This is a genomic window from Streptomyces sp. NPDC002232, assembly GCF_042890295.1.
Taxonomy (GTDB): Bacteria; Actinomycetota; Actinomycetes; order Streptomycetales; family Streptomycetaceae; genus Streptomyces.
Genome location: NZ_JBIARV010000003.1, coordinates 516,534 through 529,234, shown reverse-complemented (window position 1 = coordinate 529,234; position 12,701 = coordinate 516,534). Strand labels below are relative to the sequence as shown.

12 protein-coding genes are annotated in these 12,701 nt (G+C 73.7%); 3 read left to right on the top strand and 9 right to left on the bottom strand.

Annotated features, from left to right (window positions below; genetic code table 11):
* Positions 1–214: 214 nt before the first annotated feature.
* From ACFYXU_RS14920 to ACFYXU_RS14905, 4 genes are all read right to left on the bottom strand, one after another.
* Positions 215–1,849 carry a cellulose binding domain-containing protein gene (locus ACFYXU_RS14920; RefSeq protein WP_389457935.1) on the bottom strand — a complete coding sequence of 545 codons (1,635 nt, stop codon included), beginning with the start codon at positions 1,847–1,849 and terminating at the stop codon, positions 215–217.
* A gap of 112 nt (positions 1,850–1,961) precedes the next feature.
* The gene (locus ACFYXU_RS14915) at positions 1,962–2,924 is read right to left on the bottom strand and encodes a hypothetical protein (RefSeq protein WP_389457933.1); all 963 of its coding nucleotides are present in this window, start codon (positions 2,922–2,924) and stop codon (positions 1,962–1,964) included.
* Between the two features lie 106 nt (positions 2,925–3,030).
* Entirely contained in the window at positions 3,031–3,966 is a 936-nt protein-coding gene (locus tag ACFYXU_RS14910; RefSeq protein ID WP_361405809.1) for a sugar kinase, read from the bottom strand.
* The gene (locus ACFYXU_RS14905) at positions 3,963–4,610 is read right to left on the bottom strand and encodes a bifunctional 4-hydroxy-2-oxoglutarate aldolase/2-dehydro-3-deoxy-phosphogluconate aldolase (protein ID WP_389457931.1); all 648 of its coding nucleotides are present in this window, start codon (positions 4,608–4,610) and stop codon (positions 3,963–3,965) included. Before ACFYXU_RS14905 ends, ACFYXU_RS14910 begins: the two co-directional genes overlap by 4 nt.
* 112 nt (positions 4,611–4,722) lie before the next feature.
* Between ACFYXU_RS14905 and ACFYXU_RS14900 the strand changes: the two genes are divergently transcribed.
* From ACFYXU_RS14900 to ACFYXU_RS14890, 3 genes are read left to right on the top strand one after another with little or no spacing between them, the layout of a single operon-like run.
* Positions 4,723–5,886, top strand: a complete 1,164-nt coding sequence (locus tag ACFYXU_RS14900; RefSeq protein ID WP_389457929.1) for a mandelate racemase/muconate lactonizing enzyme family protein — start codon at positions 4,723–4,725, stop codon at positions 5,884–5,886.
* 3 nt (positions 5,887–5,889) lie between these two features.
* On the top strand, positions 5,890–6,849 hold the full coding sequence (locus ACFYXU_RS14895) for a dihydrodipicolinate synthase family protein (RefSeq protein WP_384567148.1): 960 nt from the start codon (positions 5,890–5,892) through the stop codon (positions 6,847–6,849).
* Positions 6,846–7,568: an SDR family NAD(P)-dependent oxidoreductase gene (locus ACFYXU_RS14890; protein ID WP_389457926.1), complete on the top strand. Its 723-nt coding sequence runs from the start codon at positions 6,846–6,848 to the stop codon at positions 7,566–7,568. Before ACFYXU_RS14895 ends, ACFYXU_RS14890 begins: the two co-directional genes overlap by 4 nt.
* A gap of 55 nt (positions 7,569–7,623) precedes the next feature.
* Here the strand turns inward: ACFYXU_RS14890 and ACFYXU_RS14885 are convergent, their stop codons facing one another.
* From ACFYXU_RS14885 to ACFYXU_RS14865, 5 genes are all read right to left on the bottom strand, one after another.
* Positions 7,624–8,505: an SMP-30/gluconolactonase/LRE family protein gene (locus ACFYXU_RS14885; protein ID WP_389457924.1), complete on the bottom strand. Its 882-nt coding sequence runs from the start codon at positions 8,503–8,505 to the stop codon at positions 7,624–7,626.
* Positions 8,502–9,326: an IclR family transcriptional regulator gene (locus tag ACFYXU_RS14880; protein ID WP_361405793.1), complete on the bottom strand. Its 825-nt coding sequence runs from the start codon at positions 9,324–9,326 to the stop codon at positions 8,502–8,504. Before ACFYXU_RS14880 ends, ACFYXU_RS14885 begins: the two co-directional genes overlap by 4 nt.
* Before the next feature lie 172 nt (positions 9,327–9,498).
* Positions 9,499–10,809, bottom strand: a complete 1,311-nt coding sequence (locus tag ACFYXU_RS14875; RefSeq protein WP_384567138.1) for an ABC transporter substrate-binding protein — start codon at positions 10,807–10,809, stop codon at positions 9,499–9,501.
* Positions 10,810–10,865: 56 nt separating this feature from the next.
* The gene (locus ACFYXU_RS14870) at positions 10,866–11,747 is read right to left on the bottom strand and encodes a carbohydrate ABC transporter permease (RefSeq protein ID WP_361405787.1); all 882 of its coding nucleotides are present in this window, start codon (positions 11,745–11,747) and stop codon (positions 10,866–10,868) included.
* Positions 11,747–12,688, bottom strand: coding sequence for a carbohydrate ABC transporter permease (locus ACFYXU_RS14865; protein ID WP_384567132.1), 942 nt, complete (start codon positions 12,686–12,688; stop codon positions 11,747–11,749). The genes ACFYXU_RS14870 and ACFYXU_RS14865 overlap by 1 nt, the downstream gene beginning before the upstream one ends.
* Positions 12,689–12,701 lie beyond the last annotated feature (13 nt).

Here is a 12,701-nt window from a genome sequence, read left to right as displayed (position 1 = left end):
AGGGCGGGTCCCGGCGGCCGCCCCTTTGACAGCTGTGCGGACGAGAACAGAGCTGCTCAGCTGAACGCGGCGGACCGCATCCGCCGGAAGTCCACCGCCGACCGGCTGCGGGAGTGCGCCGGACCGGTGACCGGGGTCCCGGCCTCCGGGTCGGCTCCGGCGGACAACGCGCGGAGATCTCGGTGGCTCCGCGTCGCGGAGCCACCGAGACCGGTCAGACGGCCGTGCAGTCGATCCGCGGGAGAAGGCCGGGTACGGGCCCTCGAACCGTGAATCCGGGGCCGTTGTCCCGGGCCGAGGTGCCGACCCCCGGAGCCAGCGCTCCGTTGTGGTCGGCGTTGGTCATGGTCACTTCGGAGCCTTGCTGCGTGAGCGATCCGTTCCAGAACTCGCTCACGGTGGCCGGAGCCGGCCAGGTCCAGCGCAGCCGCCATCCTCGTATGGCGGCGGCGCCGGTGTTGACCACCTCGACCTTGGCGTTGAACCCGTCTCCCCAGGAGCCGGTGAGCGACATCCGGGCGGTGCAGTCCCTCGGACCGCCCGGCGTCACGGGTCCCGTCGTGGTGGTCGCTTCGACCGCCGCCGACGGGCCGGAGGTGTTCCCCGCGGCGTCGCGGGCCGTCACCTGGTAGCGGTGCCGACTGCCGGGGGCGAGGCCGGTGTCGGTGAAGGACGTCCCGTGGGGCGAGCCCACCCGGGTGCCGTCGCGCAGCACGTCGTAGCCGGTGACGCCGACGTTGTCGGTGGACGGCTGCCAGTTCAGGGTGACGTCGCCCGTGCCGACCGCCGCCACGGCGAGGCCGGACGGTGTGGTGGGCGCGGTCCGGTCCCCCGTCGTGGAGGTGCCGCCCGCGGTGGTGTAGGGCGCGGGGGTGTAGAGCGAGGTGCAGGGGTCGCAGCCGGCGGGGCGGGCGAAGCTGTATTCGCGTCCGCCCTGGACCAGTTGGCCGTCGGCGTCGATCACGCGGATCCGGTAGCCGCGGTGGTCGGCGGTGGCCGGGCGGATCTCGTAGCGCTGGCCGTCGTCGGAGGTGGCGGAGGCGGTCCGCCAGCCGCCGTCCGCGAAGTACTCGACGCCGTGGATGCCGTTGGGCAGGTTGGTGATGATCACCGGGGCGTACCACTCGGCGGCGTCGAGGGCGAAGCCGATGGAGATGTCGCCCCGGTAGTCCGGTGCGGGAATGAACGACCAGCTGAGCTTGCGGTTGTTCCAGCGGCCGGCTGACTCCAGGTCGGGCAGTCGGGTCCCGTTCAGCGTGAACCGAGACAGGGTCGGCTTGGACAGGTCGAGGTGGTCGCGGTCGGAGCGGCACCATTCGTTTCCGTCACCGCAGCTGTCGGTCACGACGGCGTCCACGGTGGCACCGCTGTAGGCGTCGGCCGCCCAGGTGCCCCGGGCGCAGATGCCGTCGCCGGCCTGGCCGCGGTTGTCGCCGGTGCAGTAGTCGCCGAGCGTGATGCGCACCCATCGGCCGCAGTTGAGGCCGTTGTCGAAGGCACCGGTGATCGCGGCGCGGTCGGCGGGCACGGGCCGGGGCAGTCCGTCGCCGTAGAACCCCGGGGTGTCCCAGACGTTCAGGGCCACGAACCGGTCGCTCTCGATCTGGGCGGGCGGTACGCCGCAGCCGCCGCCCTTCTCGCCGGTGCCGTCGAACCGGGTCCCGACGCCTTGGTGGACCTGGACGCCGCCGGCCGAGGCCGGGCCGGCGCCGAGGGTGGGCAAGAGCGCGAAGGAGAGGAGCAGGGCGAGCAGGAACGCCGTCGGCGATCCAGGTCGTCGTAGTCGGAGCGGGGCGGTCAGCACGAACGTCCTCCAGTTGAGGAAGTGAGCCTGGGAATGGCCGGACACGGGCCGCGGCACCCCGCCGGTCGACCCGCCTGGGAACCAGTATGGCGCGCCCTACCCAACAAGGGTATGCCAATCTCATTTTGTGCATTGGTAATTCATCATGCAGATACTCTCAGGGAGTCATCACGGCGTCGACACCGCTGACGGTCGCCCGAAGGTCGGCGCCCCGGGTGCTGGTGACGATCTGTACGGCGATCAGGCGGCTGTCCCGGGTGGGACCCTGTCCACCCAGGCGCTCTCGCAGGCGCTGGGCGAGATCGGTGAAGTCGACGGCGATCCGCGCCTCCTCACCGGCGATGAGCGGCTGCCCGGCGAGGACCATGACGCGACAGCCGCCCCCCGTGCAGTGGTTGTCCCAGGTCACCCGGTCGGGCCCGGTGGGGTTCGCGGAAGCCCCCGGGTCGTACGCGATGACGGAGATGACGTTCTTGCGGCCGTCCGGCTGCAGGTACACCAGGTCGGTGGTCAGGAGGGCCCGGTGCTCGGCGCAGCGGAAGTCCGAGCGCGGCTCCACCCGCGCGGTGTAGCTGACCCTGAGGTGCCCGTCACCGAGACCGTAGGCGCCGCCGTCGGGCCGGCGCCGCAGCGAGTCGGACGGGTACTGGTAGGAGAGCGAGGTCTCGCGCAGGGCGCAGTCACGGGAGCCCGCGCTGTTGTTGTCCAGCGTCAGGGCGAGCCCCCCGGACGGCAGGCCCGTCACGGCGGTGGTGTACCCGGGGCGGCGCCCGAAGTCGTCTCCGTTCCAGTTCACCGTGACGAAGTCCCAGGCGGGGCACTGTGGCCCGGTGGCCCCTTGGTACGGAAAGGCCGGCGCGGCGCAGTGACCGTCGACCCGGTCGGGGAGGTCGACCTGACCGCACGACTCCTTGCTGTGGTGGTTGTTGCGGTCGGTGGTGGGGGCGACGCCGTCGAATTCGCGCAGTGTGGAGAAGCAGCGGGCGCGCGGCCCGGGATCGAAGAGGATCGAGCTCCCGGCGGCGCCGTCCGCCGGGACGGCGGGCAGCGTCGCGGCGAGGAGCGTGACGGCGGCGGTGACCGCCCTCAGGGCGGTGCGGCGCGGGGTGCGCGGACGCATGGTCGAGTGCCTCCTGGTCGAGTGGGATCCGCCCCGGCGCGGGGATGTGGCGGCGCCCGTGGGGAGAGGGGGCGTGGCGCCGTTCCCGTGCCCGGCCGGTCGGCGGTCAGCGCAGCGCGGTGCCGTCGCCGCGGGCGAGCAACGCGAGGTCGGAGCGGGTCGGCAGGGACTCCCAGTCGCCGCGGCCGGCGACGCAGAACGCCCCCGCCGTGACACCCCGGGCGAGGCGGTCCTCGATGGGCAGGCCGTCGAGCGCGGCGGAGAGGTAGCCGGCGACGAAGGCGTCGCCCGCGCCGATGCTGTCCGCCACCGTGGTCGGCACCGCCGCCTGGAAGCGGCTGCTGCCGGGAGTGTGCGCGTGCGCGCCGGCCGCCCCGGCGGTGACCACGACCTCGGCAGTACCGCCGGCCAGGAGTGCGGGGACGGCGTCGTCGGCGGCGGTCAGGAGGTCGAGTTCGTCCTCGGAGGCGAAGACGGTGTCGACCCAGGGCAGCAGTTCGCGCAGCGCGGCGGCGGCTTCGGCCCTGCTCCAGAGGCGGGCCCGGTGGTTGACGTCGAGGCTGACGCGGGCGCCGACGGCTCGGGCGGTGCGGGCGGCGGCCAGGGTGGCGGCCCGGGCGGTGTCGGACAGCGCCGGGGTGATGCCGGTGAGGTGCACGAGGTCCGGGGTGCCGGCGGTGACGGCGGCCGTGGTCTCGGCGGCGGTGAGGGTGGATCCGGCCGATCCCCTGCGGTGGTAGCTCACCCGGGTGATGTCGTGGGCGGCCCGGTCGAAAGCGATGAAGCCGGTGGGTGCGTCGGGCGCGGTCCGCGCGAATCGGAGGCCGACGCCCTCGGCGCGCAGGGTGCGCAGGACGAGCTCGCCCGGCTGGTCGTCCCCGACCGCTCCGAGCCAGTGCGCCTCGTGGCCCAGCCGGGACAGGCCGATGGCGACGTTGCTCTCCGAGCCCGCGACGGAGAGGTGGGCGGGGCCGCCGAGCCGCAGCGGCAGGGGGGTGCGCAGGGCGGCCATGGTCTCGCCGACGGTCAGGACGCCGCTCACCGGGAGGTCTCCGCGCCTGCCGCCGTGCGCCCCACGGCGCGGAGCAGATCGGCCGCGCGGTCGGCGAGGTCTTCGAGGCTGCCGCCCTTCCCGGCGTCGCCGAGCAGGGGCGAGCCGACGCCGACGGCGAGTGCGCCGGCGGCCAGGTAGGCCGGTGCGGTGCGGATGCCGATGCCACCGATGGCCACGAGCGGGGCGTGCGGCAGCGGAGCGAGGAGGTCGCGCAGGTAGCCGGGGCCGTGCGCGGAGGCGGGGAAGACCTTCACCGCGGTGGCACCGGCGTCGAGGGCGGCGACGACCTCGGTCGGGGTGAGCGCGCCGCACAGCAGCGGCAGCCCGAGGGCGGTGCTGTGGGCGGCGCCCGGGGTGAGGCCGGGGGTGACGGCGAAGGACGCTCCCGCTGCGGCGGCCAATTCGGCCTGCTCGGCGGTCAGCACGGTGCCGGCTCCGATCATGACGTCCGCGGGGCTGTCGGCCCTGGCTCGGGCGAGGGCGCCGAAGGCCCCGGGTGTGGTCAGGGAGATCTCCAGGGCGCTGATTCCCGCCTCAGTCAGGGCGTGGACGCAGGCGACGGCCAGGCGGGGGGTGTCCGCCCGGACGACGGCCAGGACCTTGCGGTCGGTGAGCTCCTTCAGCAGATCCACGGGTTCCTCCGGTGGTCAGGGGGTTTTTCGGACCTTGGCAATCGTGGATACTACTTTCAACATACGCAGCTACCAAGCCATAATGCGGATGATCCAACTTTTGGGAGCTCCCGTGCGCATCACCGAAGTGACGACCTTCGTCGTCAAGCAACCCACCGGACCTTCCGGCCCCGGCTACGGAGCCGCCGGAGCCGAGGAGCCCGACCCCGGCTACTTCACCCGGCCGCCGTGGCGCAGCCTCTACTCGGCCCGCATGGAGACCCTGCTGGTCCGCCTCACCACCGACGACGGCCACCAGGGCTGGGGCGAGGCGCTCGCCCCGGTCGCCCCCGAGGTGGTCGGGGCGATCGTGGACCGCATGCTCGGGCCCTGGCTGACCGGCCGCGACCCGCGCGCCGTCCGCCCGCTGTGGGACGCCATGCGTGACCTGATGCGCGAGCGCGGTCACCTGACCGGCCACCAGGCCGATGCGATGGCCGCCCTGGACATCGCCCTGTGGGACCTGCTGGGCCGGATCACCGGCCTGCCCGTGGCCCAGCTCCTCGGCGGCGCCTACCGCACCGAGATTCCGGCGTACGTCTCCGGGCTGGCTGAGCCGACCGACGAGCGCCGGGCCACCCTCGCGGCCAGGCTGACCGACGAGGGCGCGACCGTCATCAAACTGGCGGCCGGTCAGGGCGTCGAGGCGGACCTGGCCACCTACGACGCGGTCGCCGCCGCGGCGCCCGGTGTCCGGATCGCCCTGGACGCCCACTGGGTGTACTCGCTGGCCGACGCGCTGCGGCTGGGCCGTGAACTCGACCGGCGCGGAGCGCTGTTCTTCGAGGCCCCGCTCGCCCCCGAGGACCTGGAGGGTCACCGCGAGCTGGCCGGACGGATCGCCACCCCGGTCGCCGTCGGTGAATGCCTGCGCAACCGCTACGAGTTCCGCGACTGGATCACCCGCCGGGCCCTGCGCGTCGCCCAGCCGGACGTGGCCCGCACCGGTCTCACCGAGGCCACCGCGATCGCCGCTCTCGCCGACGCCCACCACGTCCCGGTCGCCTACCACCACTCGGTGGGCCTCGGGATCGCCCTGGCCGCCGGGCTGCACGCCTCCGCGGCCACCGCCGACTGCCCCTTCTTCGAGTACCAGCCGACACCGCTGCCCTACGCGCAGCGCATCCTGCGCACCCCGATCACCGCCGGCCCCGCCGGGTTCACCCTGCCCGAGGGCCCCGGCCTGGGCATCGAGATCGACACCGAGACCGTCGAACACCTCGCCAAGGAGAGCTGACCCTTGTCCCCCTCCCACACCCCCACCGGCCTCGTGCCCATCCTGGCCACGCCCTTCGACGACCGCGGCGCGCTCGACCTGTTCTCGCTGCGCTCGCTGGTCGAGTTCCAGCTGGCGGCCGGCGCCGACGGACTGGCCGTCTTCGGGATGGCCAGCGAGGGCTTCGCCCTCACCGCCGAGGAACGCCGGGTGATCCTGCGCGAGGTCCGCACCGTGGCGGGCCCCGGGGTCCCGCTGATCGCGGGCGTCAACGGCACCGGGACGGCGGTGGCGGTCGAACAGGCGCGACTCGCCGCGGACGAGGGAGCGGACCAGCTGATGGTGCTCCCGCCGTTCCTCGCCAAGCCGAACCGCCAGCAGGTGATCGACTTCTACGGAGCGCTCGCCGCCGCGACCGAGGCCTCGGTGATGGTGCAGGACGCCCCGGGCGTCACCGGCGTCACCATCGACGCCGCCTCGATCGGCGTGCTGGCGGGTGTCCCCGGCATCACCTCGGTGAAGGTGGAGGCTCCGCCCACACCGGTGAAGATGGCCGCCGTGACGGCCGCGGCGGGGCCCGGACTCGCAGTGCTGGGCGGCCTCAACGCGGCCGCGCTGTGCGAGGAGTACGACAACGGCAGCGTGGGCACGATGCCCGCCTGCGAGTTCACCGACCTGCTGCGGCCCGTCCTCGACGACCTGGCGGCCGGGCGGCGGGCCGCCGCCCGCGCCTCCTTCACCCGGCTGCTGCCGCTGATCCACCTCGGCATGCGCCCCGGGCAGGCCTGGGCGGTGCACAAGGAGGTGCTCCGCCGGCGCGGGGTGATCGCCTCCGCCGCGGTCCGTCTGCCCGCACAGGAGCTGGACCCGCTGACCTCCAGAGCCCTGGACGAGGTCCTGGCCGATCTCGAACTGGCGCCCGCGGAAGCGGCGGCGGTGCCCGCCGGGCGCCGGGGGGTCTCCGACCGGGAGACCGTCGGATGAGCCGCGCCGTACTGCTGATCGGCAGCACCTCCCCGATCGGGCGGGCGATCTCCGAAGCCTTCACCCGGGGCGGCGACCGGGTGGTCGGCGTCGGCGTCGAGCCGGACCCGAACCCCGGACTGGCCGACGCCCTGGTCCTGGACGCCGGCACGCCCGAGGGCGCGGAGCGGGCGGTGGCCCACACCGTCGACCTGCTCGGCGGCGTGGACGTGCTGATCCTGGCGGCGGCCGTGATGGCACCCGGCCGGGCTCACGAGATCGGGCCCGAGCAGTGGCGCGCCGCCCTCGACAACACCCTGGACACCGCGTTCTTCCCGGCCGCCGCCGCCCTGCGGGTGCTGCCCGCCGGAGGGGCGATCGTCGCGGTCGGCTCCGTCAACGCCGCCCTTGCCGCGCCCTGGCTGCCCGGGTACGCGGCCGCCAAGGCGGGCGTCGAGGGGCTGGTGCGCCAACTGGCCCTCGACTACGGGCCGCGCGGCGTCCGGGTCAGCGCCGTGGCGCCCGGCATGATCGGCAACGAGCAGCTGCCGCACGTCGCGGACGGCTATCCGCTCGGCCGGGTGGGCCGCCCCGAAGAGGTGGCCGAGGCGGTGCACTACCTGGCCGGGGCGACGTTCGTCACGGGTGTGGTGCTCCCCGTCGACGGCGGCCTGTCCATCGCCTCCCCGGCCGCGTTCCTGCGGCCCGATCTGCGGGCCCGCCTCTACGACGGGTCCTGAAGGTTCACGGTGCCCTGCCCGCTCGTCCGTCACGAGCCGGCGGGGCACCGGCGTGTCAGCCGGAGGCGGGAAGCAGCGCCCGGTGCGCGGCGGGGCCGCCGACGCCGACGTCCAGGGTGTACGTCCAGCCCGAGGCGTCCTCGCCCTCGACGGTCGCCGTCGTGACCACCAGGTGCGGGCCGACGAAGGCGCAGGCGGTGGGCCGGGAGCAGGGCATCTCCACCCGGTGCAGCTCGGTGCCGTCGGGGGCGAGGCGGACGACCTCGGCGGCGTCCCACAGCGCCACCCACAGGCACCCCTCGTCGTCGACGGCGAGGCCGTCGGGGGCGCCGCGGCGGACGGGCAGGGGCGCGCCGTCCGGCTGCGCGAGGCCGTCGCGGTCCAGGCGCAGGCGGTGGATCCGGCGGTGTCCCGTGTCGACGACGTAGGCGCGGGTGCCGTCGGGGCTCCACCCGATGCCGTTCGCGGCGAGCATGCCGTCGAGCAGCACCGCGGCCGGCCGGCCGGGGGTGATCAGGTGGAGGCGCGCGACCGGTTCCAGGGGCCTGCGGTGGCCGATCGAGCCGACCCACAGGCGGCCGAGCGGGTCGACCGCGCCGTCGTTGAGCCGGGCCCGGCCCGGGTCGGGTTCCGGCACGGCGGTCACGGTGGCGTGCTCCGGCGCGGTGCCGGGGCTCCAGCGCAGGACGACGCCGTCCAGGGCCAGGAGCCAGTCGCCGCGCTCACCGGCGCGGACCGCGCAGCCGAGCTCGCCCGGGAACTCCGCGAGCAGGGTCGGCGCGGTCAGCGGCTCGTCGGCGTCGGGGCGGGCATCGGCCTGCCAGAGGCGTCCGGCCACCAGGTCGACCCAGCTGAGGGTGCCGGTCGCGGCGTCCAGCCGGGGGGACTCGCCGAGGCGGGCGCGGGGCAGCGCGCTGCGGACGGGGCGGCCGCTCAACTGCCGGGCTCCACCACCGGCGACTGGCGCGGCTGGGGTGCCCGGGTCGGGGAGTATCCGAGGCCCACGGAGAGCTCGTCGGCGGCCTCGATCACGGTGAGCGCCCAGTGCTGCTGCCGGTTGGGCAGGTCCAGTTCGGAGAGCGGGCCGCTGAGCGACAGCGCGGCGACCACGTTGCCGCCGCGACCGCGGATGGGGGCGGCGACGCACGCCCGGCCGAAGGCCAGCTCCTCGATCTCGGTGGCGCAGCCGCGGCTGCGGATCTCGGCGATCGCGGCCTCCATCGCGGCCAGGTCGGTGAGGGTGTGCGGGGTGTAGGCGTCGGCGTGGCCCCGGGCGAAGTAGTCCCGGACGTAGGCCGGGTCGAGGTCCGCGAGGACGGCCTTGCCCATGCCGGTGGCGTGCAGCGGAGCGGTGCGGCCGGCCATGGTGAAGTTCTTGGGGGCCCGCGCGCCTTCGGAGTTGCACAGGTAGAAGAGCTGGTCGTCGCGGAACTCGGCGAGGTTGACGCCCAGACCGGTGCTCTGCGCGAGGTTCTGGACGGCCTGACGGGCGGCCCGGAACAGCGGGGAGCTGTTGAGCGCCACCGAGCCGAGCGTCACCGAGGTCGGCCCGAGGCGGTAGAGCCCGGTGCGCGGGTCCTGCAGGACGAAGCCCAGGCGGTCGAGCGAGGCGACCATCCGGGAGACGGTGGACTGGCCCAGGCCGGTGCGCGCGCAGAGTTCGGAGATCCGCAGCTCGCTGTCCTCGTCCGAGAAGCAGAGCAGCAGCGACATGGCTCGTTCGACGGCCTGGGTGCCGGCTCCGGATTCGGCGGTCATGGTCCTCCCTCGGTCAGGCACGGCGACCAGGTCCCGCACCGCCATTGACTATCCACACGTTGCAAACTGCTTGCATATCATGGGTGCCGCTGGGGCGCCACCGTGGGTGGTGTCCAGTGGCGGCTGCCCCGCCCGCCCGGTGGGGCGGCGGGGCAGCGCGGCGGGGCGGGGGTCAGGCGTTCTGGGCGAGGATGTCCTCGACCTTCTTCCTCAGGGTGTTCAGGCCGCTCTGCACGGGCGTCTGTCCGGCCAGGACGGACGCGATGCCGTCGCCGATCGCGGTGTCGATCTGGGCGTAGGCCGCCAGTCGGTCCCAGGCCGCGGCCCGGGCGTGATCGGCGATCTCGGTGCGGAAACCGGTCTGGAAGGCGTCCTGGGCCAGGCCCGGCACCTGGGCGGCGATCTTGGCGTCCGCGGGGGCCAGCGCCGACTGCTGGTAGAGAGCCGTGGCCGCCGCGACGTCTCCGGCGACGTAGGCGATGAAGTCCTTGCTGGTCTTCTCGCCCTTGCCCGAGCTGCAGAACAGGCCGCTGCCCCAGTACCGGTTCCAGGACGGTGCCCCCTGGACCTGGGGTCGCCTGAGCGGGCGGACGGCGGCGGCGAGCTCGGCGCTGCCGCCGTTGGTGGTGACGAACTTCCGGGCCAGCGGGGCGTCGTCGTACACCGCGGCCTGGCCCCGGCCGAACAGGATCCGCGCGTCGCCGCGGGCCACCCCGGACTTGGTCAGACCGGCGTCCTGGAGCTGCTTGTACCAGGTGATGGCGGCGACCGACTCGGCGTCGCCGATGGTGACCTTGTGGTCGTCGGTGACCACCGGACTGCCCCAGCCCCACATCCAGTGGACGGCGTCCTTGAGGTCGGGGTTCTTGGTGACGGCGGCGTAGGGGACGATCTTGGCGTCCTGCTTCTTGATCCGCTCCAGGGCGGCGGCGAAGTCCTCCACGCTCAGGCCGGCCCGCAGGCCGACCTCGTCGGCGATCCGGCCGTCGCAGACCATGCCGATGCCGGAGGCGTTGACCGGCAGGTAGTACAGCTTGCCGTCGACCCGCAGCGAGTCGACGGTCCGGGCCGGCAGGCTCATCGCGGCGGCCAGGTCGGAGACGTCGGCGAGTATGCCGGTCGGCACCAGCACCTGCCAGGGGCCGGCCTGGCCGACGCCGGTGAAGTCGCCGGATCTCGCGGCCAGCGCCAGCTGGGTGGAGGCCTGGTCGTAGGGGTAGATCACCGGCTTGACGTTCCGCCCGCTCTTCTTCTGCCAGCCGTTCACCGCGGCCTGCCAGGCGGCCTTCTGCGACTCCTCGCCGAGGACGTTGTTGTAGAACTTGATGGTGTTGATCTCGGTCGGGCCACCGGCCGCGGCCTTGGACGGCGCGGGGGTCGAGCAGCCGGTGAGGCCGGCGCCGCCGAGGAGGCCGAGCGCGCCGAGGCCGGCGAGCAGGGTGCGGCGGGACAGGGGCCGGTGGGTGTCGGGGGTACGGGACATCGCTGCTCCTGGGAACGGGAATGCGGTGGGTGCGGAGAGGTGGTGCGGGCGGACGGTCAGCCCTTGACGGCTCCGGCGGCCAGGCCGGAGACGAAGTGGCGCTGCAGGACGACGAAGGCGGCTGCCAGCGGGAGGGAGGTCACGACCGAGGAGGCCATCAGCGCGGGCCAGTCCGCGGCGCCCTCGTGGATGAAGGCGGTGGTCAGGCCGACCGGGAGGGTCTGCTTGTCGGGCCCGGCGAGGGTGAGGGCGAACAGCAGGTCGCTCCAGGCCCGCATGAAGGCGAACATCCCCGCGGTGACCAGACCGGGAGTGATCAGCGGGAGGATGATGCGGAACAGGATCGCGAGGTTGGACAGGCCGTCGACCCGGCCGGCCTCGATCAGTTCGTCCGGCAGGCCGTCGATGACGCCCTTGAGCAGGAACGCGGACAACGGCAGCGTGAAGGTGGTGAAGGCCAGCACCACCGCCGTGTAGGTGTGCAGCAGTCCGGCCGAGCTGAACATCAGGTAGAGGGTGACGAGCAGCAGGGCGCCGGGAAGGAGCTGGCCCAGCAGGAACATCACCATGATGGCGTTGCGGCCGCGGTAGCGGAACTTGGAGAGCGAGTACGCCATCAGACCGGAGACCAGCACGGACAGCACGGCGGTGGCCGCGGAGACCACGGCGGAGTTGCCGAGGGCGTGCAGCAGTGCCGGGTCCTCGAAGAACGCGCCGAAGTTCTCCAGGGTCGGGCGGAGCGGGAACAGCGGGCGATCGGCGGCGAACACGTCGGAGCGGTGCATGAACGCCGTGGCGAACAGCCAGTAGACGGGCAGCAGCCCGAACAGGGCGAGCGCGGCGAGGGCGATCCGGCCCCACGGGCCGAGGGTGGGAGAGGTGATGCCCTCGCCGACGTGGCGCGAGGACCGGCTGCGACCGGTGGCGGACAGGGCCATCAGCGGGACTCCAGTTTCTTGTCCAGCAGGAAGTAGCCGGCGCAGACCGCGGACAGGGCGACCAGCCACAGCACTCCCATGGCGGCGGCCCGGCCGAGGGAGAACTCGGTGAAGGCGTAGCGGTAGAGGCTGACGGCCAGGGTCATGGTCGAGTCTCCGGGTCCGCCGCCGGTCATCACGAAGATCATGTCGAAGGAACCGAAGTTGTAGATGAACTCGAGCATCGCCACCAGGGCGAGCGGCCCCGCCAGGTGCGGCAGCGAGACGTGCCGGAAGCGCTGGGCACGCGTGGCGCCGTCCAGCGCCGCGGCCTCCAGTTGCTCGCGGGGCAGGGATTGCAGGGCGGCCAGCGCGACGACCATCACCCAGGGAAAGGAGTTCCAGGTCTTGGCGATCACCACGGCTGCCATGGCGGTGGCCGGGCGGCCGAGGAAGTCGGCTTCGGGCAGGCCCGCGACGGACAGCAGGTGGTTGATGACGCCGTAGCTGTCGTTGAAGATCCAGGCCCAGAGGAAGGAGACCACCACCCCGGGCAGCAGCCAGGGCAGCATCAGCGCGCCGCGCAGCAGGCCGCGACCGCGCAGGCGCGCGTTGAGCAGGACGGCCAGGGCGAGGCCGACGAGCATCGGGAAGACCGTGGCCAGGCCGGAGAAGACCAGCGTGGTGCCGAGCCGGTCCACGAAGTCGGGCCAGACGGCCGCGTAGTTGCCAAGACCGACGAACCGGCGGTCGGGGCGGATGAGGGACTGGTCGTAGAAGCTCGTCGCCACGCCGGCGGCCAGCGGGTAGACCGCCACCACCAGGAACAGCGCGAGCGCCGGCGCGGCCAGCATGAATCCGAAGGTCCGGTCCCGGGCACCGGCCGAGCGCGACTGATCGGTGGCGCGGACGGGCGGATCCACCGCCGTCCGGGTCGGCGGGGGATCGGTCGTAATCGCCATGCTTACTCCTCAG